The organism is Neokomagataea tanensis (genome assembly GCF_006542335.1).
In the GTDB taxonomy this organism is placed as follows: domain Bacteria; phylum Pseudomonadota; class Alphaproteobacteria; order Acetobacterales; family Acetobacteraceae; genus Gluconobacter; species Gluconobacter tanensis.
On sequence record NZ_CP032485.1, the window covers coordinates 580,722 to 605,050 of the forward strand.

The 24,329-nt window shown below is 52.8% G+C and carries 21 protein-coding genes; 10 read left to right on the top strand and 11 right to left on the bottom strand.

The window, feature by feature from the left end; translation table 11 throughout:
- Positions 1 to 29: 29 nt before the first annotated feature.
- On the bottom strand, positions 30 to 1,007 hold the full coding sequence (locus D5366_RS02705) for an EAL domain-containing protein (RefSeq protein ID WP_141492195.1): 978 nt from the start codon (positions 1,005 to 1,007) through the stop codon (positions 30 to 32).
- A gap of 318 nt (positions 1,008 to 1,325) precedes the next feature.
- On the opposite strand from D5366_RS02705, the gene D5366_RS02710 reads away from it, so the two are divergent.
- Positions 1,326 to 2,615 (top strand): MFS transporter, encoded by a 1,290-nt coding sequence (locus D5366_RS02710; RefSeq protein WP_141492196.1) that lies wholly within the window; start codon positions 1,326 to 1,328, stop codon positions 2,613 to 2,615.
- Positions 2,616 to 2,654: 39 nt separating this feature from the next.
- On the opposite strand, the gene D5366_RS02715 is transcribed toward D5366_RS02710, so the two are convergent.
- From D5366_RS02715 to D5366_RS12165, 3 genes are read right to left on the bottom strand one after another with little or no spacing between them, the layout of a single operon-like run.
- Positions 2,655 to 4,268 (bottom strand): NAD(P)/FAD-dependent oxidoreductase, encoded by a 1,614-nt coding sequence (locus D5366_RS02715; RefSeq protein WP_141492197.1) that lies wholly within the window; start codon positions 4,266 to 4,268, stop codon positions 2,655 to 2,657.
- Complete coding sequence (locus D5366_RS02720) at positions 4,265 to 4,897, bottom strand: TIGR00645 family protein (protein WP_373317504.1); 633 nt, start codon at positions 4,895 to 4,897, stop codon at positions 4,265 to 4,267. The genes D5366_RS02715 and D5366_RS02720 overlap by 4 nt, the downstream gene beginning before the upstream one ends.
- A gap of 28 nt (positions 4,898 to 4,925) precedes the next feature.
- Positions 4,926 to 5,282, bottom strand: a complete 357-nt coding sequence (locus D5366_RS12165; RefSeq protein WP_306345042.1) for a hypothetical protein — start codon at positions 5,280 to 5,282, stop codon at positions 4,926 to 4,928.
- Between the two features lie 41 nt (positions 5,283 to 5,323).
- Between D5366_RS12165 and D5366_RS02725 the strand changes: the two genes are divergently transcribed.
- The 5 genes from D5366_RS02725 (at position 5,324) to D5366_RS02745 (ending at position 12,015) form a co-directional block, all read left to right on the top strand.
- Positions 5,324 to 6,166, top strand: coding sequence for a cation diffusion facilitator family transporter (locus tag D5366_RS02725; RefSeq protein WP_338036363.1), 843 nt, complete (start codon positions 5,324 to 5,326; stop codon positions 6,164 to 6,166).
- Entirely contained in the window at positions 6,166 to 7,056 is an 891-nt protein-coding gene (locus D5366_RS02730; RefSeq protein ID WP_141492199.1) for a cation diffusion facilitator family transporter, read from the top strand. The genes D5366_RS02725 and D5366_RS02730 overlap by 1 nt, the downstream gene beginning before the upstream one ends.
- Before the next feature lie 174 nt (positions 7,057 to 7,230).
- Positions 7,231 to 8,682, top strand: a complete 1,452-nt coding sequence (locus D5366_RS02735; protein WP_141492200.1) for a chloride channel protein — start codon at positions 7,231 to 7,233, stop codon at positions 8,680 to 8,682.
- Between the two features lie 156 nt (positions 8,683 to 8,838).
- A complete protein-coding gene (locus D5366_RS02740) occupies positions 8,839 to 11,175 on the top strand; it encodes a TonB-dependent receptor (protein WP_141492201.1) in 2,337 nt (778 codons plus the stop codon).
- Positions 11,176 to 11,289: 114 nt separating this feature from the next.
- Entirely contained in the window at positions 11,290 to 12,015 is a 726-nt protein-coding gene (locus D5366_RS02745; RefSeq protein WP_141492202.1) for a DUF4198 domain-containing protein, read from the top strand.
- 49 nt (positions 12,016 to 12,064) lie between these two features.
- On the opposite strand, the gene D5366_RS02750 is transcribed toward D5366_RS02745, so the two are convergent.
- Positions 12,065 to 12,865 (bottom strand): acid phosphatase, encoded by an 801-nt coding sequence (locus tag D5366_RS02750; protein WP_240775304.1) that lies wholly within the window; start codon positions 12,863 to 12,865, stop codon positions 12,065 to 12,067.
- Between the two features lie 86 nt (positions 12,866 to 12,951).
- The gene (locus D5366_RS02755) at positions 12,952 to 15,420 is read right to left on the bottom strand and encodes a glycosyltransferase family protein (RefSeq protein ID WP_141492203.1); all 2,469 of its coding nucleotides are present in this window, start codon (positions 15,418 to 15,420) and stop codon (positions 12,952 to 12,954) included.
- 310 nt (positions 15,421 to 15,730) lie between these two features.
- Between D5366_RS02755 and D5366_RS02760 the strand changes: the two genes are divergently transcribed.
- Entirely contained in the window at positions 15,731 to 16,012 is a 282-nt protein-coding gene (locus D5366_RS02760) for a SelT/SelW/SelH family protein (RefSeq protein ID WP_141492204.1), read from the top strand.
- 1 nt (position 16,013) lies between these two features.
- On the opposite strand, the gene D5366_RS02765 is transcribed toward D5366_RS02760, so the two are convergent.
- The 3 genes from D5366_RS02765 to D5366_RS02775 are packed head-to-tail and all read right to left on the bottom strand — an operon-like array spanning position 16,014 to position 19,376.
- Positions 16,014 to 17,063 carry a WD40 repeat domain-containing protein gene (locus tag D5366_RS02765; protein ID WP_141492205.1) on the bottom strand — a complete coding sequence of 350 codons (1,050 nt, stop codon included), beginning with the start codon at positions 17,061 to 17,063 and terminating at the stop codon, positions 16,014 to 16,016.
- Complete coding sequence (locus D5366_RS02770) at positions 17,060 to 18,073, bottom strand: CobW family GTP-binding protein (RefSeq protein WP_373317505.1); 1,014 nt, start codon at positions 18,071 to 18,073, stop codon at positions 17,060 to 17,062. Before D5366_RS02770 ends, D5366_RS02765 begins: the two co-directional genes overlap by 4 nt.
- Complete coding sequence (locus D5366_RS02775) at positions 18,045 to 19,376, bottom strand: O-antigen ligase family protein (RefSeq protein WP_141492207.1); 1,332 nt, start codon at positions 19,374 to 19,376, stop codon at positions 18,045 to 18,047. Before D5366_RS02775 ends, D5366_RS02770 begins: the two co-directional genes overlap by 29 nt.
- Positions 19,377 to 19,477: 101 nt before the next feature.
- On the opposite strand from D5366_RS02775, the gene D5366_RS02780 reads away from it, so the two are divergent.
- Positions 19,478 to 20,473, top strand: coding sequence for an aldo/keto reductase (locus D5366_RS02780; protein ID WP_141492208.1), 996 nt, complete (start codon positions 19,478 to 19,480; stop codon positions 20,471 to 20,473).
- A 7-nt stretch (positions 20,474 to 20,480) separates the two neighbouring features.
- On the opposite strand, the gene D5366_RS02785 is transcribed toward D5366_RS02780, so the two are convergent.
- On the bottom strand, positions 20,481 to 21,521 hold the full coding sequence (locus D5366_RS02785) for a glycosyltransferase family 4 protein (RefSeq protein ID WP_240775305.1): 1,041 nt from the start codon (positions 21,519 to 21,521) through the stop codon (positions 20,481 to 20,483).
- A gap of 249 nt (positions 21,522 to 21,770) precedes the next feature.
- Here D5366_RS02785 and mtnA point away from each other — a divergent pair, with 249 nt between their 5' ends.
- Both mtnA and D5366_RS02795 read left to right on the top strand, forming a co-directional pair.
- On the top strand, positions 21,771 to 22,877 hold the full coding sequence (mtnA, locus tag D5366_RS02790; protein WP_141492210.1) for an S-methyl-5-thioribose-1-phosphate isomerase: 1,107 nt from the start codon (positions 21,771 to 21,773) through the stop codon (positions 22,875 to 22,877).
- 143 nt (positions 22,878 to 23,020) lie between these two features.
- Complete coding sequence (locus D5366_RS02795) at positions 23,021 to 23,941, top strand: DUF2272 domain-containing protein (RefSeq protein ID WP_240775374.1); 921 nt, start codon at positions 23,021 to 23,023, stop codon at positions 23,939 to 23,941.
- Here the strand turns inward: D5366_RS02795 and D5366_RS02800 are convergent.
- Positions 23,917 to 24,309 carry a rhodanese-like domain-containing protein gene (locus tag D5366_RS02800; RefSeq protein ID WP_141492212.1) on the bottom strand — a complete coding sequence of 131 codons (393 nt, stop codon included), beginning with the start codon at positions 24,307 to 24,309 and terminating at the stop codon, positions 23,917 to 23,919. The two genes, D5366_RS02795 and D5366_RS02800, sit on opposite strands and share 25 nt — an antisense overlap.
- Positions 24,310 to 24,329 lie beyond the last annotated feature (20 nt).

A 24,329-nucleotide genomic window follows, 5' to 3' on the forward strand; every position in this document is an offset into this window, starting at 1 on the left:
GAAGACAGGCTGATACAAGCAACAGAAGTCTAAATAACACTTACCACTCGGGCGCCACGCATTTTTACACGTCTTCCCAAAGTTTCAGCAACGGCCCAAACACTACCCATCATTTCGTGGCAACCAATCGCGGTGGCAAACTCTCTCAACTCTTCTGTATCCACCCCACAGGCCACAATCCTAAGCTTTAAAGCCTGCACCGCACTTAACGCTGCACGGTAAAAAGCCACTTTAACGGGGTCCAGCAGCGCATCATCGGCTTGAGCACGGCAAAGACGGCCAGAATTCAGAAGCACTGAGCAATCAAACTGCACGCCACTAAGAAGCCCGCCCAAAGCACGGTCTTTTAAAAGCGTCAAACTCGATACCCCGCTCCCAAAGCCCGATAAGTAAATCCCAACACCCCGGTCTCTCAACGCTGCCAGCGTGAAGCACGTTTCCACGTCTGAACGACGCAGACCATCTTCCGAAAAAACCAAATCCAGACATGCGGGATCAAAGCCCGTGTCTTCTAAAATTGCAGCCAGACGTTCGTTAAACCCGGCATCTGGGGCTGAACTATCCCCCAGCGCCACCATCAGGCGCTTGCCCTTTTCCCATTGAGCCGCCTGTAAACATGCGGAGCGAAGAAGCTCCCCATCACTTTTTTGAACGGCATGTTCCGGGTTCTTGATCCGTGCTTTTCGAGCTATAGGGCGTGGAACAGAGAGGCCCAGTTGCTTCATATCAGCTTGTGCCCCGACGGGGTGCCCCTCAGGTTCAACAACTGGCTTATGCCGGGTTTGCCACCGCAATGCTGGTGGAGCGCTTTTACGTCGGGCACGCCGGCTGCGCAGGGTTGTCGCAAAAATTTCAGTATTAAATAAAATGCTTTTGAGGTCTTTGTCTCTGCCATTCGGTTCGTCTGAACCGTTGCCCTTAACAGTATCAGGCATATCTGACCGTGACACCAAAGCGTTCACCTGCTCCAAAACATCAATGGCCGCGCCATCTTCGTAGGTGTTCAACGCTGATATCTCCTCTTTATTTCGCGAAGATATTGCGTCTTAAAATTCTAATATTTCCTTAATTTCTGCCATTTTTCCCTTTTTATCTGACACAAGACCATGTCGATACAAAATTCGTCGCAAATTACCACTCTTCTTCAAGGTATAAATAGATTACGAATTAAAACACCATCGTTTGAAACACCCGCTTCGCTCTGGCGTTTGTTCCAGACCTTCACTGTTTGCCTTCCTCTTTTTCGAAGCTACCCCTTCGCATTTAAGAGAAGAAACACTACCTAACCCTCCCAAGATTTCTTCTTGTCCTCAAGGACCCTGCACATGACGGCTTCCGCCATACGCACAGGCCCCGATACATCGGCCCCTAGCCCCTTCCGGCAACTGCTGCCATTTTGGCAAATTACGCTTGCGTCATTCTTGGGCTGGTTCCTTGATGCGTTTGACCAGACCAGCCTGCAATTCACCCTACCCGATATCGCAAAAGATCTCGGCTGCACCCTAACCGCCCTTGGTGGTGTCCTCATGGCCCAAGCTATTGGACGCGCTATCGGCAATACAGGCTGGGGCTGGCTTTCAGACCGTTACGGGCGGCGCTTCGCATTCATGCTCGGCGTTATCTGGTTTGCTGTCTTTTCTGCCATGACAGGCCTCGCGCACAGCATTCTCTTTCTCATTGTTGTGCAATTCATGTTCGGCATTGGCTTTGGCGGCGAATGGACAGCATCTGCTGCATTGCTAATGGAAAGCGTGCCTGCACGGACGCGCCCTATGGCTTCCGCCATCATGATGTCTGGCTACGAAGTGGGGTATTTCTCTGCCAATGCCGCGCAAGAACTGGTTCTGCCACATTATGGCTGGCGTGCTCTTTTCTTCATCGGCCTGGTACCGGCTTTGTTGGCGCTTTTCATTCGTATCGGTGTGAAAGAAAGTCCTGTCTGGCTCCGCAAACGCGCTGAACTACTCGACGGAGCGTCCCCTCAGGAAAAGCGCCCCCGCCCCAAATTCCGCTTCGACGCGGCGGCAATTCAGGCGATTTCCTTCATGGCCGTCTTGGAGTTCCAAAAAGCGGCAATTTACACCTTTTATCCAACCATCCTGCGCACCTCACACGAGCCTGCCCTGCACAGCATTTTCTGGCCTGTTACGCTGTACTGCATTGGCTCTCTGACAGGAAAAATCCTTTGCGGCTGGCTAGCCCAAAAGTTTGGGGATCTCAAGGTCATGCTTGGGGCACTCGTACTCATCGTGCTGACCATCTGGCCGTTCCTAAACGCCGTATCTTGGCCTGCGCTTCTGGTCTCTGCCTTCGTAATGGGTGGCGCATCCTCGGGTATTTTCGCCCTCGTCCCGCATTACCTTTCCAAATGCTTCCCATCGGAAACGCGCAGTTTCGGAATGGGGCTGGGCTATGCTCTTGGATCGCTGGGGCAAGGCATTGCCAGCCGCCTGATCCCCGGTATGGGACCAACACCAGCTACTCTGCCGATTGCGGCTGAATCGCTGGTCATCGGTTCATCTCTCCTGACGGCTGGCATTGCGATACTGCAACCTAAGCATCTCCCCGGCGCCGTCATGGAAGGCGACGAGGACGAACAAAAAGAGGGGCATTAAGCCCCTCTCCAACACTACTCTCTGGATTTCAACTCTACTTCAAACGGCAACCGCAGCAGCCACCCACTCAGCTACGCGGATGCCGTCAATCCCCGCTGAGAGGATACCTCCGGCGTAGCCGGCACCCTCACCAGCTGGGAAAACACCCTTCACGCTGGGGCTATGCCCATCCTGCCCACGCCGCAAACGGATGGGCGAAGATGTTCGCGTTTCCACGCCCGTCATTACCGCGTCTGCCATGGAGTAGCCGCGCAATTTGCGCTCAAACCGAGGCAAAGCCTCGCGCATGGCCTCCGTGACAAAGTCCGGCAAACACAATGAAAGATCGGTGGGCGTCACGCCCGGCGTGTAAGACGGGATCACACTACCCAATGTCGTGGAAGGCTTACCTTCCAAAAAATCACCCACCCGCTGTGCAGGCGCTCGGTAATCACCGCCGCCAACTTTGTAGGCCTCTTTTTCCCATTTCCTTTGAAAGGCAACACCGGCCAACACGTCATCAGGGTAGTCCAGCTCAGGCTTAACCTCGACGACCATCCCCGCATTAGCATTCCGCTCTGCGCGGGAGTATTGGCTCATGCCGTTCGTAACAACCTGTTCCGGCTCAGATGTTGCAGCGACAACCTGACCACCGGGGCACATGCAGAACGAGTAAACACCACGCCCGTTGGACGCATGATGGACAAGTTTATAATCCGCAGCACCGAGCAAATGATGCCCCGCCTGGTCCCCAAAGCGCGCTGCATCAATAACCGCTTGAGGGTGTTCAATACGAACGCCAATAGAGAAAGGCTTTGCATCCATGGCAATGCCCTGACGGTGCAACATGGCAAACGTATCGCGTGCTGAGTGCCCTACGGCCAACACAACATGCGATGCAGGCAACACGTCACCATTCGCCAAACGCAAACCTGTAAGGTGACGGTTTTCGCCTTCGCCCTCGGTTACGAGGTCGTCCACACGCGTGCTGAAACGGTATTCCCCGCCAAGACGCTCAATTTCTTCCCGCATGAACATGACCATTCTGACAAGTCGGAACGTACCAATATGCGGTTTTGAAATTGTCAGAATTTCTTCTGGTGCTCCTGCCCGTACAAATTCTTCCAAAACACGACGCCCGAGATTTCTCGGGTCAGAAACCCCCGAATAGAGCTTACCGTCTGAGAAGGTACCAGCCCCACCCTCGCCAAATTGAACATTACTCTCCGGCGTCAATACAGAACGACGCCACAAAGCAAAGGTGTCTTTAGTCCGTGACCGAACGTCCTTCCCCCTCTCCAGCACAATTGGCCTCAGGCCTGCCTGTGCTAATGTCAGGGCGGCCATCAGGCCACAAGGTCCAGCTCCAACGACAACAGGGCGCGGAGTATCGGCGCTAATAGCCACCTGCGGCAAACGATACTCAGTGTTAGGGCGCGGGCGGATATGTGGGTTTTCCGCATGCACGGCCAACAAACGAGCCTCGTCATCCACGGCACAATCTAGGCTGTACACAAGCACGATGTGCCCGCGTTTGCGCGCATCGTAACCCCGGCGTGCGACTGTCACGTCGCATTTTTGTGCCGCAGACAGCTTCAAGGCTGCACGTGCAGCCTCCTCCAAAGCCTCTGGAGTATGATCAAGCGGTAGACGTAGTTCTGTTAGGCGTATCATGCGTGCGGGCCGTGCTTCTTTGCTGCATGCTCTGGGTCTGCGATCTGGGTGTCTGGCGTGCCTTCCATAATCCGGTCCATCAGCGCCATCAGCAGGCCAGATACAACGAAAGCAAGATGTATGCCCACGCTCCATTCTAATGCGCGCGTGCTCGTCTCATCGACGCGAATGAAATCCGCCAGAACGTGGATCGCTGACATTGCGACAATAGAAGCCATCAGCTTAATTTTAATATCGCCAAAAGTGACGTGACCAATCCATGCGGGATAATCTGCGTGTTCACGAATATCGAGGCGCGAAACAAAGTTTTCGTACCCAGAAAACATCACAATAAGAAGAAGATTGGCCAAAAGGACCAAATCAATCAGATCAAGAACACCAACAAATACATCATCAAAATCAAGATGATGCACATGCATGACTAATTCTGCTAGTTGCTGGAAAAATTTGAACGCGACCAGCAGCAGCCCAATGGTCAGGCTGAAGTACAGCGGCGCGGCGATCCAACGCGTGGCAAAAAAAGCCCTCTCCATCACTTTCTCTATAGAGAGACCTCTCTTGGAACGAGACGAAGCAGCGGGAGCCGCATTCGTGCTCTCCGAAATATGGTCATGTTGCATGTCAGTCATGGCCTCCCTACTACGATCTTGTCTTTCTTTACGCCACACCCTTGTGACGTTTCTGCGTCGCTTCCACAAAATTATGCCTTGCCCGGACGACATATCTTTGGCGCAAGACCAAAATTGCGCTATGCAAACCCTCCCATAACACAGCCCCTTCCGAAAATGACTGATAACTCCCCTCAGCACTCAAAGCCGTGCGGAAACGATTCGCACCAGCATGCGTCCAGAACGGATACTCATCATCATTCGCATGATGACGGCCACCATGATCACAGCCATGATCATGGTCACGCACACGATCACCATGGGCATGGGCATGGGCATGGGCATGGGCATGGGCATGGGCATGGGCATGGGCATGGGCATGGGCACCATCATCACGCGCCGGCAAACTTCGGGAAAGCCTTCGCCGCGGGAATAAGCCTGAACATTGTGTATATTCTCGCAGAAACCGTATGGGGACTACGGGTTCATTCCATGTCACTTCTGGCGGATGCCGGGCATAACCTGTCCGATGTTTTGGGACTGGCAAGCGCATGGTTCGCTCAAATACTGGCACGCCGTACGCCAAGTAGCCGCTTCACTTACGGAATGCGCCGCGCAACCATCCTCTCCGCACTCGCAAATGCCGTTTTCCTGCTGCTCGTTACCGGCGGGATTATCTGGGAATCTGTTCTGCGGCTTGTCACACCCACAGCAGTCGCTGGGAATGTGGTAAGTTGGGTCGCCTTAGTTGGTATCCTCATCAATGGCGGCACTGCTCTTCTCTTCATGCGCGGAGCCCATGACGATCTGAACATGCGCGGAGCTTTTCTCCACATGGCCTCTGATGCCGTCATGGCATTTGCAGTTGTACTGGCTGGCATCGCCATAGCGTGGACAGGTCAAACCATCATTGACCCCGTCGTCAGCTTGCTTGTCTCGCTCTTCATCATCGCAGGCACGTGGTCGCTCTTGAAAGGTTCCGTCACCCTCTCTCTCGATGGCGTTCCTGACGGAATTGACATTGTACAGGTTGAACAAACATTGCGTGCCCTGCCCGGCATTCAAGATATTCATCACCTGCATGTCTGGCCTATGAGCACGACTGAAACAGCATTGACGGTCCACATCCTCCGCGATGCAGAGAACGAGACCGTCACTAACGCCCAGATTATCGATGCGGCACGTGCTGAACTACGCAAACGTTTTCGTATCGGGCACCCCACCTTCCAAATTGAGGATGCACTGACCGCATGCGCCTCCCAGCACCAAAACTGCCAAAAGCCTGATTAATGACCGATCGCCGTAATGTTGCACGCCTCTCGATTGGCGTCAGTCTTATTGTCTTGGCTGTAAAATATGCAGCCTATTTGGTTTCAGGCTCTGACGCCCTGCTTTCCGATGCGATTGAAACCATACTTAATGTCATCGCTGCTTGCGGAACGCTTTTTGCGCTGACGGTTGCCATTCGCCCCGCTGATGACAACCACCCTTATGGCCATGGCAAAGCAGAATACCTTTCTGCCGTTATTGAAGGCGTGCTGGTTGTTCTCACGGCGTTAGGCATTCTCCTAATTTCCATCTTAGACTGGATGCATCCCCACCCTGTCAAAGCCCCGCTCTCCGGCGTGGCATTGAATGCTTTAGCTGGGCTTATCAACTTAATCTGGGCACGCATTCTCATCGGCGTCGGCCGTAAACAGAGCTCCCAAGCCCTCCTTGCTGCGGGCGAACACGTGCAGTCCGACGTCTGGGCGACTATTGCCCTCGTCATTGGCGTAGCGCTCATTCCTATCCTGCATTGGGACCGGCTAGACGCACTGCTTTCTGGCATTGTTGCTATAAACGTTCTGCGCGCTGGCTTTTCCATGATGCGCCACTCCATGTCGGACCTCATGGATGAAGCCCCAGCCCCTGACTGCATTGATAACGTACGCAACGCAATTTCCCAAAGCGCAACAGGCGCAATTGAGGCGCATGACGTGCGTATCCGCAAAGTCGGTGACCTGCATTTTGTTGAGTTCCACCTTGTTGTACAGAACGATATGAGCGTCGATGAAGCACATACGATTTGTGACCGGGTCGAGGCCGCTATTCGGGATGAGCTGGGCCGCGCCTCCATCCACATTCACGTTGAGCCAAGCAATAAAGCCAAGCACTCTGGTGTGCTCGTCTTATCCTGAGCAGGTTGAAGAACTGCGACTTCACTACATCACCCCGCAACGGAATCTTATCTTGCACGTTCCAGTATCCTTGACCCCATTCTTTTAAGGGTGCAGGAGCGGGAGAGGCGTTGCGGAACCCCCTCCCCAACACCTTTTTTTGCCGCAAAATCCTGCAAACCGGACAGTGTGCTCTTGGCTGATCATACACCCAACACCTCCGCCGCCTCCCCAAAACCGACCCCGGGCGGGCACGTCTCCTCCAAGCACGCTTTGCGCCGCAAAGACCGCATACACCACCTGCGCCGTTCCGCGCGCCAAACCCAAACACAGTGGAAGCGCACTGCACTTTACTGGGCCGGGGCCGTTTTAATCGGCATCGTCGCAGTTTTGTTCGCGAAATTAGGGGACAGCGCGGCCGACCTCCGCGAGCGCATCATTGAATGGCACCCTTGGGTGATGCTGATCCTGTCGCCTATCGGTTTTGCTCTCATCATGTGGGTAACACGAACCGTGTTCCAGGGGGCGCAGGGCTCCGGCATACCGCAGACAATTGCAACTCTGCACATTGACGACTTCAAAATTGTTGATCGCATTCTCTCCTTCCGCATTGCGCTCGGCAAAGTCCTCATGACATGCCTTGGGATTATCTGCGGTGCATCCGTTGGTCGCGAAGGCCCCAGTGTACAGGTGGGCGCTTTCATCATGCACAGCTTCTCGCGAGTACTCGGACAATCCAGTATTTCTGCACGCAGAAGCATGATTTTGGCTGGCGGCGCTGCAGGCATGGCTGCGGCCTTTAACACCCCCCTTGCAGGCATTGTGTTCGCCATCGAAGAATTGTCTCACTCATTCGAACAACGCACATCTGGCCGCACTCTTACCGTTGTCGTCCTTTCAGGTGTTACAGCAATCGCCCTATTGGGAAATTACACATATTTCGGCCATGCGGACGTAGACGTTCCGGTCGGAACAGCGTGGATTGCCGTTTTAACCTGCGGTATTCTGGGCGGGCTGGCCGGAGGAAGCTTTTCCTCCCTCATCATCCGCATATCGCGTGGTTTGCCTAAGCCCATCGGCCCTTTTGCGGCCAAACACCCGATCCTCTTTGCTGGCATTTGTGGGTTTATCACGGCTGTTATCGGTATTCTTTCTCACGGCCAAACATACGGCACGGGGTACGCACAATCCCGAGCCATCTTTGCTGGCACCGAGCATTATCCGGCCTCCTTCTTTGTACTTAAATACATCGCTATGGTCGTCTCGTACTGCTCAGGCGTGCCGGGCGGCATGTTTGCACCATGCCTCGCCGTTGGCGCTGGAATAGGCGGTTGGGTCGAGCAGTTCCTTCCCCACACCAACCCGGGGGCTGTCGTCCTGCTCGGAACTGTTGCATATTTTTGTGGCGTTGCTCAGTGCCCGCTTACAGCTACCATCATCGTGATGGAAATGTGCGATAACCAACAAGTTACTCTCGCACTGCTCGCAACATCCTTCCTTGCTTTCGGTGTATCACGAATGGTGTGTCCCCGCCCCCTCTACGGTGCGCTGGCAGACCGTTTCCTCGAAGCAGTAGACCGCAAGCACAGGGGCATCAGTAAAAGGCGCCCCAAACCTCCCGCCACCTCGGACGAACGCGTTCCCTAATCCCCCGCCCCGGCCTCTTGGTCGGGGTTTTTTGTAACTGTGTTTTACAGAACACACATAATTTGCAATATAACAAAATGCGAATGTTTCTCATTTACATCTTTTGTTAAAAAAACTAGCCCTCCCTCAAATCACATTTGGTTTTAGGGAAATTCAATGTCGCCTTTCCACCGGCTCTGCCTTCTCAGCAGCTCATCGTTATTTGTGACAGCTCTCAGCTTCACCGCAGCGCAACCCAGCTTGGCAGCGCAACACAAGCACACCCATCATGGACAAACTGCACATACGAAAACATCGGCATCGCGCCATGCCAATGCCACAACTCAAACAGCTCCCAGCCCTGTAGCAAGCGGCACCACTGCACAAGCACACCCGCAAGCACCGAAAACAGACACGTCGATTGAAGCACAAGGCGATGAAGACCGCTTTACTGCTTGGGGCCATTCACATCCGCAACTCACTGGGACATCGCCCAATCCGAAATTTACCGCCTCTTTGCTCAACACACCGCGCAGCGTATCCGTCATCACGCATGAGCAAATGAAGCTGGTGAATGCCACCTCCTTTGAGGAAGCCCTACGAACCGTACCCGGTATCAGCTTCCGTGGCGGTGATGCATATGCTGTACCGGGAGGGAATTATCCGGTCATTCGCGGCTTTGGCTCATTTAGCAACATGTATATTGATGGCCTACGTGATAGCGGCGTCTCTCAACGCGAAACATTTGACGTTGATGAAATTGAAGTGCTCAAAGGCCCTGGCTCTGTTTATGGCGGGCGTGGCGGATTGGGTGGCCAAATCAATATCACCACAAAGAAAGCACAACTAGGCAACCTCACATCCGGGCAAATCGGTTTTGGCACAGCCGCATATAAGCGCGGTACTCTCGATATTAACCGTCAGATTGGTTCATCAACGGCCGTACGCCTCAACGCCATGGGCGCGGACGGTGACACTGCTGGCCGCGCCCCCACCGGCGCGCATAAATGGGGCGTAGCACCATCTGTCTCGTTCGGCTTGGGCACCCCAACACGACTGACACTTGGCTATTATCACCTCTACAGCTTTGGCATGCCCGATTATTCAGCACCGTATGACAAAGTAACGCATGAGCCTTTAGCTATTCCCCGTCATCTCGTCCTAGGCCTTAAGGACAGAGACTTTGAACGCAGCACGACCAATATGGGTCAAATCATTTTCGAACGCGATTTGTGGAAGAATTTTACCTTCAGAAACACCGTTCAATGGACCAGCACTCAGTACGATTTTATTGCCACCAATCCGCAATGGGTTAGTACTGCGCTGAACAATCCTAATATTTCACTGCAAGCAAAATCAGGCCTCTATCATACTGATAACGCTCAAGAGCAAGCGATGCTTATGGGCAAGTTTAACACTGGTTTCATCCACCACTCCATCAATAGCGGGATCGAACTCTCCCGCGAGCGGACACAGCGCCTCTCGTATTATATGCGTGATTCCAAGGGCAATAACATGCGCGCAGGCGCTCCCTGCAACATTGCCTACAACTGCATCTCCGCCCTTAACCTCTCGAGTTGGAATGTTAACAACCCGTGGACAGGCTCCTACACTGTAGGGGAGCCGGGCGTCCCGCAACTCAATACAAATACGACGACAGGCTCTGCTTACGCATTTGATACAATGAGCATGTTCAACGACCGCCTTTATATCAATGGCGGCGTACGCTTTGATCGTTTTATGACATATGCCAAGCAAGGCACGTTAGGCCTCAGCAACAACCAAAGCTTTGTTAACTATCAAGCGGGCGCCGTTTACAAACCCATCAAACCTGTCAGCATTTACTTCTCTTATGCCACCGCTTCAAACCCGGTAGGCGTCGAAGCCGGAGCAGACGGGCAAGTCGCGCTTAATGCTACAAACAGCAAGCTTGCACCACAAAACGGCAAGAACACTGAAGTTGGCGCCAAAGCGGACCTGCTCCACGGCAATCTCTCCGTAACGGGCTCTCTCTTCAACGGCAAAATGACCAATGCTCAGGTTTCTAACGGCATCGGTGGCATGATTAACGCAGGGACACAGCGTGTCCGCGGTGCGGAAATCAATGTTGCAGGGCACCTGACGCGACGTTGGGATATGTTTGGCGGTTGGACGTATCTTGACAGCACCGTACTTGATGGTGGCCCAACACATGCAAATATTGGCAAGCGTTTTCCCTACACCCCCGGAAATTCAATTGCCCTGTGGAGCACTTACCGCATTCTACCCCAATTCAAATTTGGCGGCGGCGTGACTTATATGAGCAAGCGCTACACCAATGTTAACAACCAGACTTGGGTACCATCATACGTCCGGTTGGACATGGTGGCCGACTACCAGATTACGCCAACGCTTGACCTGCAAGGTAACCTGCAGAACTTAACAAACAAGCGGTACTATGATCGCATTTATACAAATTACGCACGCATCGCAGCAGGGCGTGCCGTCACCTTCCAGCTGACATACCGCCACTAACCTGTCGGTTTCAAACACAGCTTTGACGTGAAGCCATAAACCGAGAGAACCGACCGGGCACTGCCCCGGCCGGCCCCTTTCGGCACACGCAAAGAGTTTTACTGGGGGATCTGAATGCGGCTTATATCCCGTTTGTCTCTTATACTTTTCTTCTTGTTCGTGGGGGCACCGCCCCTTCTTGCCAGCAGCGCTTTTGTCGTGTTGGAGCGCCTGGGCAAACCAACTATTGTTATGACCGAAGTCTCATCCGACGAGGCTTATAATCCATCTGTCCTCACCCGTTTGTCGGCCTATACGCCTCATGGAATACCTATCGCGCTTTTGCACCACGAGGACACTCAACACATAACGCTCGACAAACAGCCGAATGCAGCCGCCATAATAGTACAGGCGAATTTCGGCTTTCACGCCCGCCTCCCCAAAGACGACCACTGGACTTGGCAACGCAAAACTCTTCTGAAAGGCGCGACCATAGGGTTGCAGGCGATTAAGGAAAGCGTGAATTTATACATCTCATCACCGCTTAACCTCAAAGCGCACGGCCTCCACGTCGAGATCATACCGCTGGTGGACCCGTTAAACCTTCATCGTGGAGATCGTTTGCCTCTCCAAGTTCTTCTTGAGGGGAAACCGCTTCCCAATGTCCGCGTAAACGAAAACTTCCTCAACTCACTCAGCGAAGTGACCAAGCCTACGGATAATGAAGGCAGAACCTCTGCATATATCCATGCTGACCAAGTCAATGTTTTACAAATTACTTACGAGCAACCGCTACAACACGACCCGGATGCCGATTTCATACGCTATAACAGCGCACTCACTTTTCATGCAGCTCAGTAAATTATGGGGAGTGTAGGGCCGTTAAACCCTACACTCTCCACATCCAAAATTACTGCGCAGAGAGAACAGAATGCGCGGCGGCATCAGCCTCTACCTTGCACTCACCTGCGTCAGGCGCACCATTAGGAGTTGCCAACTGCGCTTCCAACTCCTGCTTCGCAGCCGCTAGATCATCTTGGATCGCGGGGTCTGCCAAAAGCGTATCCATTTCGGTCGATGCATTCAGGTAGCCTGCCTGTACGTCCGACTTCCAATGCACACCGCAAACTACCCGGCTCTCACCAAATACGCGGCCACGCTGCAAAATTGCGGTTGCATGCTCTGGCATCAGATGCGCCAGCAGCAATGCCATGCCGAAACCAGCCGTTGTGTGCCCTGAAGGGTAAGAGGAATGCAGCCCTAACCCTTTAAATGGCGTGCAAATTGGCAAAGAGGTACCGACGAATGGCCGTGTACGGTGCCAAAAGTCCTTCACTTCGGACGTACGGTGAATCGTCGCAGGCTCAAGACGCGCCAAAACCGTCTGCAAGTGCGGTGCTTTGGTAAGGTCTAGTGTATGTCCTACAGCGCATGAAAAATCCGCCACGAGGTGCGCGGGCTCAAGGTCCGCATCACGCACAGCCAAATCCCAGCGCGGGGTGCCCTTCAATGCTCGGGTCGCGTGAAAAACACGGTCATCGTCTTGTTGTGCAGCACTACCTGGCACAGGCGGAGGGGGCAAAACAATACGCGCATCAGGCGCTGCACTATCGGGCAAAGGTTGTGGTGCCGCAAAAGCCGCACCAGCAGAAACAGAACCTGCAAGCAAAACTGCGGCAACACCGCTCATGACAACAGAACGCATACGCATAAAATCAGCCCCTTAAATTCTTCAGAACGCCGTTTTACGACTGCGCTTCTTTTGCGTCCACCATGTTCCTGACACGGAGGCCATTTCTAGAGTGGATCCATCCCAGCTTTCCTAGGCTTATTGTGTCGCCAAAAAGCGAGGAACACCGCAACTAAACCGCAAAAACTGAGTAAAAATGAAAATTTTGCGAAAGGTGGCTCAAAATGGAAAGTAACGGCATTTCTCCCCTCTGAGAGGAGAATTTTTTGAAAGATACCATCGTAATTTTCAATCGCTTGGCCTCTTCCATTCACCGTCACACTCCAACCCGGCATCATCAACTCATGCCTTACAAGCTGGGCTGGTTTAGAGCACGATACGACAAGCGTTTCGCGTGTTTTGAACTGTGCGTTACAAGCAGGATCCACAGCAAAATACGGCGCTGGGTTCCGAAAGCGGTATATGTCCCCAATCTCTCCTCTTTTAACGAGCACCAATTCTTTCTCCGCTTCGACTGGCTCCACCTTAAGCGATGGCCAGAACTCGCCTTTCTGTGCGCTCCCCCACAACATTACTCCCTGCGTGGCTCCGCTGAGAGAGATGGACAGTCGTTCTGCTTGATCTGGAATTGGTTTATCCAAATTCAGTGTCGTAAACGCATTGTCATTCGCGTTTTTCAATTCCAAACGACCATCCGCGCACGCAACAGCTGAACAAAACGAAAGCTCCAAAACCCCGTTTGACTGATGAAAATATGTTCCTAGTTGCAGCGCAATTTTTTGTGCTGACAGCCTTTTCCAACGCCTTATGTCAAAGACAATAGATGGCTTTTCCGGCGTGAGAGCACGCCCATCCCCCGATCTACCTTCGGTCACATACGGAGCAACCATCAAACCATCATGCTGCGTAACCAATGCAGATACGGCAAATGCTTCAAAAACCTGCGGCCGAAACAGGGCTGCATGCTGCAAGAACGGACCACCGCTGCTGTCTTGCGGAAAAAGACCATCAAAAGTCACGGGGTCCAATCCGTTCCCGAAATCTTTTCTTAGTCGATGTATCCAATTTTGTGGGGTTGGTATGGCGTTAAAGTTTATTGAGGGAATGCCAAAATACGCCCCATAATTCGGCTCAACAGGACCGAGAGTAGCAAAGCGTTGAAAGTCTTTCGTTTCATCTCTTAATGTTTGCAAAAATGCTGTGTCTAACGGACGTTGCACACGCGCGCTTAGGAGCGGAAATGCAAACAAAACGACACTGACGAACACGATATAAAAGGCAATGGCCTTCGGTGACACTTTCTTGAGGTAAAGAACAGACAATATTGATAAAGACACCAATCCCAAAACTATAGAACCGACTGAATACTGTATCGAGGATATAGGACCATAAGAATTTGGATAAATATTTTTTATCATAGGGATATCCAGATAGATAATAACCCCTAACAATGTTGTGAAAATTGATAATAAAATTAAGACGTACTTATTTTTTTTCCAATATCCATTGAATATATCGTCTAACGCGAAGCATGTTAAAAATATGAGGCTTGCCTCTATGACCGGCTCGCATAAGCGGTAAAAAACCGTGTGAGCAGCCTCTGGCACATGGTCCACAATCCATACAAAAGGCGCTAAATTCCCCTGCTTTCCGATGAAGAGGATCGCAACGCCAAAGAGCAGCCAACGCAACCGTGCATCTTTTCTGCCGCCCAAGCTCAGCAAGGCGCAAAATGGTAGAATAACGCCCAAAAAACCACCGAGAGAATACCACGCGTCAAACTGGGAGGCGTAAAAGAATGTTCCGTTAATATAGGGAAAAAAGAGCATGGACCATGCTTCTGGTGGCAAGGCTCCATCGTTTAACCCAGCATGTGAACCAATGTCAGCATAAGGCAAATACGTCGCAAACGATAATAACTGCGGAGACGCAATCAACCCCGCGACTGCCCCTGCTACAATAATATTTTTAACGTATCGTGCCTTATGTTCATGCACCTGAAAGAAGCGCAATATGGCCCAACTCAATACCAATAAACCCAATAAATAAGCTGTCTCCGGAAAGCCCGCGAGCATTAAATAGCTCAGGCCAACAGCCAGCCAACCCCAACGCCCTTCTCGAGCACATTCCACGCCATAAAGCGCTAGGGGCAAAAACGCTAAAGGCTCGGAAGGGCCGTCAGATGCCCACGCATATGTACCGTTAAATGCGTATAAAAGCCCGCCAACCAAGGCGACCCTTGGGTCGATTTTGATTTTTTTTAACAGTGAATACGTCGCTAGCCCCGCAATAATCTGCAGGGTGCACTTCATGAGAAGTAGCCCGTTGGGCAAAGCCAAATATAGCACAAATGGCAAGAAAAATGCTGCCGGCTGGTACTCACCCGCAAGGGGCATTCCAACACCGCTATACGGATTCCACCATGGGATTATCCCGTGCAACCAATCCCGCGAGACCAAGCGGCCTAACGCTTCAACAAAAACTCCAGCGCAACCATCTATCCAGCCCGGATTACCGGGTAGGAAACCTCCTCGCGTAAAACCCGGGGAGTTAACAATAACCGTAGAGGAGACCATTAACGGATCGCTCGAGAGCTTTCCAAGCCATTCCGGCAGATAAATGATAATTGGGAGGAGTATTAGTATAATATGATGGGTATTTAGATATTTTCTGAAAAAATTTTTCCACATCATAGAAAATACCCGTTACTATATACTATAAGGAACAATACATTTTGTCCCCTTATAGACAACCAGTAGAATACGCAAATCGATAGCTCGAAATAATGTCAGGCCTTCAACATGGGCAGATAATCCGCCTATGTTACATGACGAGCCCTGCTAAAAAAGTCACACTGTGAGAACTCGCTGACGATGGAGTTTTAAAATGACGACACAAAAACCGCGGATCGCATTAAAATATTGCACGCAATGTAATTGGCTACTTCGCTCTGCATGGATGGCTCAAGAGCTCCTCTCAACGTTTGGGGAAACCCTCGAAGAAGTCGCCCTTATTCCCGGAACAGGCGGTATATTTGAAATCCGCGTCAATGATGTTCTTGTCTGGGAACGCAAGAAAGATGGCGGCTTTCCTGGCCCCAAAGAATTAAAACAACGCGTGCGGGACGTGATCGCGCCGGAGCGCGACCTCGGCCACACAGATCGTTAATTTACGAGGCGGACGACAAATCAACCGTGCCGAGCACACCATCCTCTGTACCAAAAATAATGGCACCACCTTGTGGAGTAAATGCAAGACTTGTCACGGTGCCGCGTGCCGTAACCTGCCCAGCGCATAACGGTAGAACACGCCCATCGCTCGCACCTTGGTCGGACAACTCCGCCAGCACAACCGTGCCATCTTCATAGCCCGCTGCAACAATATTTTCTTTTGGGTTTGCCGCCACAGCAGAGACAAACAAGCCGGGAAGGCGAGCTAGTTCGGTGGGTGCCTTCCCCATAGGCCCTCCCCCAAAGAAAGGCCACAGAACAACAGCATCTGCCCCCGCTGTCGCGAGCCAGCGCCCGTTACGCGTAAAGCTCATGGAACGTACCTGCTTAGGGTAACCACTCATCCGCATGTTATGGCCGTCAGCCAAGCGCCAGCCATGCAGATCATTTTCCTGCATGGACGTAACCAAGGCCTCTCCTGAGGGATGAATTGCTAAGCCGATATGGCTGCCTTTCCACTCGAGAGGACGCACAGTGTCGACCTTAGCCTGCACAAACCACATGGACACGCCGTTATAGTGCGACGCTGCGAGCCGTTTGCCTTTTGCATCAAATACGATACCCGTAACGGTCGAGGGATGCTCCAACGTTTTTAACGTCTCAGTACCCTCTGCTTTACGTAACTCCATCTTTTTACCAGATGAAAATACTAAATGCGTCGGGGTTGAAGCAACACACTCTATCCAACGGCGACCTTCGTGGAGAATTTCCATCGTGCCGTCCGTCGTGGTGCGGACTAATCTTCCATCCTCACCACCGGATAAATAGGCATTCGGTACACTGTCAGGCGCCAAGCACAGGCCACCTTCATGTGGCTGTAGCACAGTCCATGCTTCGGCGTTTCGAAGGGCATTATGAGGGATGAGAATCAACTCCCCATCCGCCGTCAATGCGGCAAAGCTCTCGCCGTCACGCGCTGCCGCCACTTGAACAATCGGGCTTTCGAAGCGGCGCTCGGCTCCGCGCTGGACAATTAACTCGTCGCTCATGCGGAGACTGAACCTTCTGCAATGCAGCTTTCAAACCCACGCCGAAGCTGCGGACGATTTAGATTACGGCCAATGAATACAAGGCGTGAGTCTGTTGCTTCACCTTCACGGATTGGTCCGATAAAATCACCATCAGCCATCATGTGCACAGCTTGGAAGGCAAAGCGCTGCTCGGCCCCTTCAAAATAAAGAATGCCTTTTGAACGCAAAATATCTGCGCCTTGCTCCTGCAGAATAGCGCCAATCCAAGCGTTGAAGCGCTGCTGATCTAAACGCCCTTTGAGCGAGAGGGAAATGCTGACAATGCCCTCTTCATGGCTGTGCTCGTTATTATCCAGAAAATCAGGCATTGTCGTCAATGCACGCTTCAGATCGAAGCCACCACGATCCAATACGTCCGTCAGCTTTACACCACCGTGTTGCGCTTCGTGGATTTCAGCTACCGCGTTGATCTGACGTATGCGAGCGACAATCTCTGCGCGACGCTCTGCATCAGCCAAATCTGTTTTATTAAGAATGATGACATCCGCAAAAGCCAATTGGCTGGTTGCTTCGGGGCTTTCTTCCAATGTTTGAATAATGTTGAAAGCATCAACAACCGTTACAACGGCATCCAAGCGTGCTTTTTCACGCAAGTTTTCGTCCACGAAGAAAGTCTGCGCGACCGGAGCAGGATCTGCCAGGCCTGTCGTCTCAACGATAATTCCATCGAACCGACCACGTCGACGCAACAAATTCCCTAAAATGCGGATAAGATCCCCACGCACGGTGCAGCAAATACAACCATTGTTGGTCTCAAAGACTTCTTCGTCTGCGTCGACCACAAGGTCATTATCGACCCCCAGTTCCCCGAACTCATTTACAAGAACAGCATATTTCCGGCCGTGTTCAGCACTCAGAATATGATTCAATAATGTTGTTTTTCCTGCCCCCAAAAATCCGGTCAAAACCGTGACCGGGACAGTGCCTGTACGTGATGTATCATGTGCGTCGGACATGAGATCCTCCATATTCTCCCTCAGATATAGGCTCGTCCTGCAAAGGGGGAAAGCTCTGTGTGAAAGGAACATGCTTATACGAAAGGGCTACCCCCAAAAGCATGAAGCCCCATCCACCAAGCGGAAGATTTAGAAAGTCTGAACTGGATGTGAACGGCCAATACTGGATGAAAATCGCAGAAAACAAACCAACTTGCAGCGCCGTCCCTGCTCTTCCGGGCCAGACTACTCTTAGTATTGATACGATCAGACACGAGAAAATGACTAACCCTGGAACACCAGAGTTCATTAGTGCCTGTGCATACAAATTATGTGGATGCTGCACACAAACCGGAAATGTCGGATGCGTCGCAGCAATTTTGCTTAACCAAGTAGGTTCAACAAACGATGATGCCTGATTACAGTGATGCCGGTACCCATCATATCCATACCCCATCAAAGGATGATGTAAGGCCATGACCATGACCCGCGTATATATCTGCCCATAGGGGGACGCCGCAAAATGCTCCAACTGGCAGCGCGTCAATGTAATCAAATGGTGAAAACTTCCGGGTGATACCAAGCGCGTCAGCATCACCAAAAAAGGAACCCCTAGAGCCCCGATAAATGCCGTGAGCCGCATTGGCTTATGCATGAGAGCGCATATGCACAAACCGAACATTGCCAGTGCAAACGGCATGCGCTGTCCAGCCAAAACCATAATCATCGCCGCAGCCAGAAGAGCTCCGCCCTGCAACAGCACACGTTGAGGCATTTTTTTTCGGTCCCAGCAAGCGCACAACACCATCAGCAGCGGCAAAATAAGGCGCGATAATGGGGCTGCCGCACGCGGGTGAGCATAAGGCCCCGTCAGCGTACCATCAGAGAAACGTGGCTGCCCGAAAAAATTCACACCGAAAACAGCTTGGAAACCAATTTGTGCGGCAATGTATACCGTACAACCAAAAGTTACCCATAACATACGCCGTCGCCAGAGAGCATCTGGGAGTATCCATTCCCCCAAAGCTGCCGCTGCAACGAGGAAGCGAATGGCAATAACGGACTGTATTAAAGCCCCTCCGCCACCATGCTCTCCCTGTAAAACGGGCTTAATAGTGCATATAATTTGCCATATCCACCACAAAGCTCCCGTTAAGAACCATGGTTTTCTTACCCAAGAAAAGGCTTCTTCTGTTCTGGATGAATAAACCAGAAACAAAACAGCCAGAATATCGAAATCGATTTCAGCAAATGCCCGGAAATGCGTTAACGTCAGCGGCAATATTACCGCAAGCCAACAACCGAGCAGCCTTAAAGGATCGGAGTTTCTTAACATAAGTGCTTCGATGACTGTTTTCTAACCAACATGCAACCGCCTCGGAGGGAATACGCTTAAAACGATACCCTACGTTTCAAAGAGTAGAAGGAAGCAATATTATGGCAACCGATACCCTTATGATCCCTGGCCTTGATACGCCCGTCTCACGCGTGGCCCTCGGCACATGGGCTATTGGAGGCTGGATGTGGGGTGGCCCGGACGACGACAATGCCGTCAGGACCATCCACACAGCCTTGGATGCCGGCATCAACCTTATCGATACCGCGCCGGTTTATGGCTTTGGCCACTCAGAAGAAGTTGTTGGGCGCGCCCTCGCAGAAAAGCCGCATAAAGCTCTAGTTGCGACCAAACTGGGCATTAATTGGACGGCTGAAGAAAAGGATCGCAAACTTTTCCGGGACTCTCGACCCGCACGCATCCGGCAGGAAGTAGAGGACTCACTCCGCCGCCTGCGCGTTGAAACAATCGATCTGCAACAGATCCACTGGCCCGACACCAAGACCCCCATTGAAGAAAGCGCCAGAGAGCTTCAAAAACTGCGCGAAGAAGGAAAAATCCGTGCTTTGGGCGTAAGCAATTTCTCCACCGAGCAAATGGATATTTTCCGGGAGGTCGCCCCGATCTCCACCATCCAACCGCCGTTGAACCTCTTTGAGCGCACAGCAGAAAAAACCGTTCTGCCCTACGCCAAAAAGCATGATGCTGTGGTCTTAGCTTATGGCCCGCTATGCCGCGGCCTGCTCTCTGGAAAAATGAACGCAGATACAACTTTCCCAGAAAACGACCTCCGCGCTCAAGATCCTAAATTCGTCAAACCACTCTTCCTGTCTTATCTGGCAGCCGTGGACGAGTTCAAGGAAATGGCTGCTAAGCGCGATAAATCACTTCTGGCTTTCGCCGTTCGGTGGGCACTCGACCGCGGCCCAGTGATCGGCCTTTGGGGCGCCCGCAAACCCGAGCAAGTCGACGGCGTGAATGATGTGTTTGGCTGGTCTTTGACAGAAGAAGAAAAAAACAAAGTGGACGATATTCTCGCCCGCCACGTGCCAAAGACTATCGACCCGACCTACATGGCCCCGCCTGAACGGGACTAACTATTCATCACCACGTCGCCCGGCGTGGTGCGCTGTGATACGCTGCTAAACGCAGCGTATCACGCTCTGCCAACGCCCCCTGAACGCCGAAAAGGCTCAAGGCTCTCTCCCGCGCAGATTTTCCTAATTCCATCCGCAATTGTTCATCACACAAGCACTTACGCAGGGCATCTTCAAACGCGTCCGGTTCATCTGGATCGGCATAAAGGCCTGTATCACCCACAACATCAGGTAATGCACCGTTACGTGATGCAATGACCGCGCACCCACACACCATCGCCTCTAATGCCGTCATGCCAAATGGCTCAGACCAGCGGCTTGGTACAACCGCGATGCTTGCCTCCGCCATGAGCTGCATGACCTCTGCATGAAGTTTATAACCCAACATCTTCACCCCTGCTTTTTCAGCATCCGGACGAAGCTTTGCTAAGAAGGGCGTTTCGGGTGTGTCGGCCCCAAAACGGTCCGCCCCGACGATAACTGCCTCCCATTCGGGGAATGCGGCTTTTACATTCCCCCAAGCACGCACAAACGCGTCAACGCCCTTATCAGCTACGACGCGTCCGGCAAATATCACCAAAGGCCGCCGCTCTACACCTTGGGGAGCAACACTTGGGTCAATGACGTTATGCTGAATTTCAACATTACGCCCACTATCAGTACCCTCAAGGTAACGGCGTGCCACCCACTGGGATACGCCACAAACCTGCATAACCTCCAACGTATGCTTTCTAAGCTTAGGTGAGGTCAGACCCCTCATAGTTTGTGGATCATTATGGATCACAAGCCGTACCGGTACGAATTTCGCCAATACACGCGCCAAACCCGGCCTGTTATGCACTTCCACCACATCAGGCTGAAGTTTGCGCACAGCACGGAGGCACCCCAAAACGTACCTCCAACGCGGCAAAAAAGGCATAAACAGTTCAGGTGCTGCTACAAATGTCCCGCCCGGCAACGGTTCCCCGCCGATTTTGCGCCCGAGGATACAATCGCTTTTGTTTGCTAAACGGCTGACGAGGAGTGCGATAGATCCGGCGGCGCCCACATCGTAGCTCTCCTTTGGGGGAAGAATTGTCAAAACCCGTGGAAAACTGCCGAACATATTACGCGACCTTACTCTCGGTTCAATGCGTCCTTCCTATACTGCCCCTCGACGGACAGTAAGAGACTTTCGTGTTTTCAACGCTTCAAAGCCCCTTGAGTCTAACGCATATTTCCCTCACATCTGGCACATTCTCATGTCAGAGCTCTGCTCTGCGCCTCTACACTTGTTTTTTGAGGGCATTACACCGCCATGAAAATCAACGGCACAGCCTACCGCAGCCTTTGGCGCCCCACGGATGACAACCGCAGCATCCGTATCTTCGACCAAACGCGCTTTCCGTGGGAAGTTGAAATTCTGGCATTGCGGGATGAAAACGCCGTGGCCCACGCCATTCGCAGCATGCAGGTGCGTGGCGCCCCACTCATCGGTGCAGTCGCCGCTTACGGATTGATTTTTGCAATCCAAAAAGACGCTTCAGATGACGCCCTCAAAGCCGCAGCAGATATGCTGGTCGAAACCCGCCCAACAGCTATTAACCTTCGTTGGGCTATTGAGCGGATGGTCAAACACCTGCTTACCCTACCTGTAGAAGAACGCGTTGCCGCCGGATATGCGGAGGCGGATGCGCTGTGTGACGAAGACGTTGCCGTCAACGAAGCCATTGGCCGCCATGGCTTAGAACTCATCCGCCAAGCATGGAAAGCCAAGGGCGAGCAAGGCACAGTCAACGTGCTCACGCACTGTAATGCGGGCTGGATCGCTACGGTTGATTGGGGCACCGCCCTCGCCCCAATTTATATGGCCCATGACGAAGGCATCCCAGTGCATGTCTGGGTAGATGAGACGCGCCCCCGCAACCAAGGCAGCCTGCTCACAGCGTTTGAACTCGGCAGCCACGGCGTTGCCCATACGGTTATCGCGGATAATGCCGGTGGCCACTACATGCAGGCTGGAAAGGTTGACCTCGTTATCGTCGGCACCGATCGCGTCACCGCACAAGGCGACGTAGCTAACAAAATTGGCACTTACCTGAAAGCACTCGCCGCGCACGATAACAACGTGCCGTTCTGGGTTGCTCTGCCCTCCTCTACCATCGACTGGCGCGTGCGCGACGGGGTAAAGGAAATTCCGATCGAAGAACGTAGCGCAGAAGAAGTGCTCTATGTCACAGGCATAGATGACACCAACACCCCGAGCCGGGTTCGAGTTGCACCCCCTGCGAGCACTGGCGCGAATCCCGCTTTCGACGTTACCCCCGCACGCCTCGTCACGGGGCTGATAACCGAGCGTGGCTGCTGCGATGCTTCAGAAGAAGGGCTCAGAAGTCTTTTCCCCTTAGACAGCACAACCGTCTGAGCGGGAAACCAACAGACCATCTTGACGCTATAGGGGTGTTGCCGTGCACAATACGGCCCACCCCACACCACATGACGCCGCCGCGTATGGGTCCACACGCCGCAGAGAGGATTACTGTGACACCGTCACCTACATTCCGTTTTATCTCAACGCGGTTGCCAACGCGTGCTGCCTCCATCAGCCTCGGTAGCTTGCTTGCTCTCAGCGCATGCGCTGAACAACAACCCACGCCACGCAGCACGCCTGAGCAAACTCCGACAGCTCAATACGCGAATGGCAGCATTGGGCCCGTGGGCTATGACCCGCACGTTCCGGATTTTGCCAGCCGCAATTTTGAGCCTTTTAATCGTCAGGATGTCGCGGCCATCGCCATGCGTGAATGGCGCATGTTCGGCTCCGCCGTTGCTGATGATGACCCAGAAAACCGCTCGGACGCCAGTGACCCTGCCCTCAAGCCAGAACGGATTCCTGGTCTATGGCAGCGCGTAGGTGAATATTGGTGGATCGGGCAGGACCCTTCGGAGACAGAAGTCAGCTGGACGGGTAAAACCAACGCCGAGGGGCGCCGCTTTGCCCCAGAAAATGACGCCCGTTATGCTTGGTCCGCAGCTTTCATCTCCTACGTCATGCGCGTGGCGGGTGCCAATGAACGCTTTCCCTATTCGCCCAACCATTCAACTTACATCAATGCTGCAGCTAGCGGGCAGTTTAGCGGCCTGACTGCTCACGCCCCCGGCAGTTACGCCCCAAAAATCGGGGACCTTGTCTGCGTTGGCCGTGGGCACAGCCGATCAGTAACCTTCTCCATGTTGCCAACGAGCTATGGCTTCCCCGCTCATTGCGGAATCGTCACAGCCACGGGACAAAATGCCCAGCCTTTCGGAAACGAGCTGAGCATCATTGGTGGCAACGTGGACGATACTGTGGCTCTAACCCACGTGCCGACGGACTCAACAGGGCAAGTCGCGGACCAGACAGGGCACAGCTACGACAGCCGTTACCCTTGGTGCGCTGTGCTCGAAGTCCGCTACGATGCAGATCAGGAACCCGACAGCGGGCGGTGAGCCGACGGCAACCCAGACGCTTTCCAGCCTGTCCCGGGCCCATGCTTATCTTCGAAGCCATCTGCAATGTTTGTGACGTGCTTATAGCCTAAATGTTCAGCGACCATGCTGGCATGATGTGAGCGCATACCAGAGCGGCACAAAAACAGTACTGGCTGAGCAAGGTCAGGCACGGCTTGGGTCAGGCCCGTGACGAACGCGTCTTCCTGATCTGGCTGCCAAGTCAGGCACACCATTGGGCATGGTAGGTTTTCTGCGTCTGGCAGGCCGATCAGCTGCCATTCCTGAGGCGTCCGTACATCTATCAGAACAGGTGTTGGTTCTTGAGATAAGCGCGCCCAAGCCTGCTTCGCTGTCAGAATATTCATGCCTCTTCCTCATCTCCACA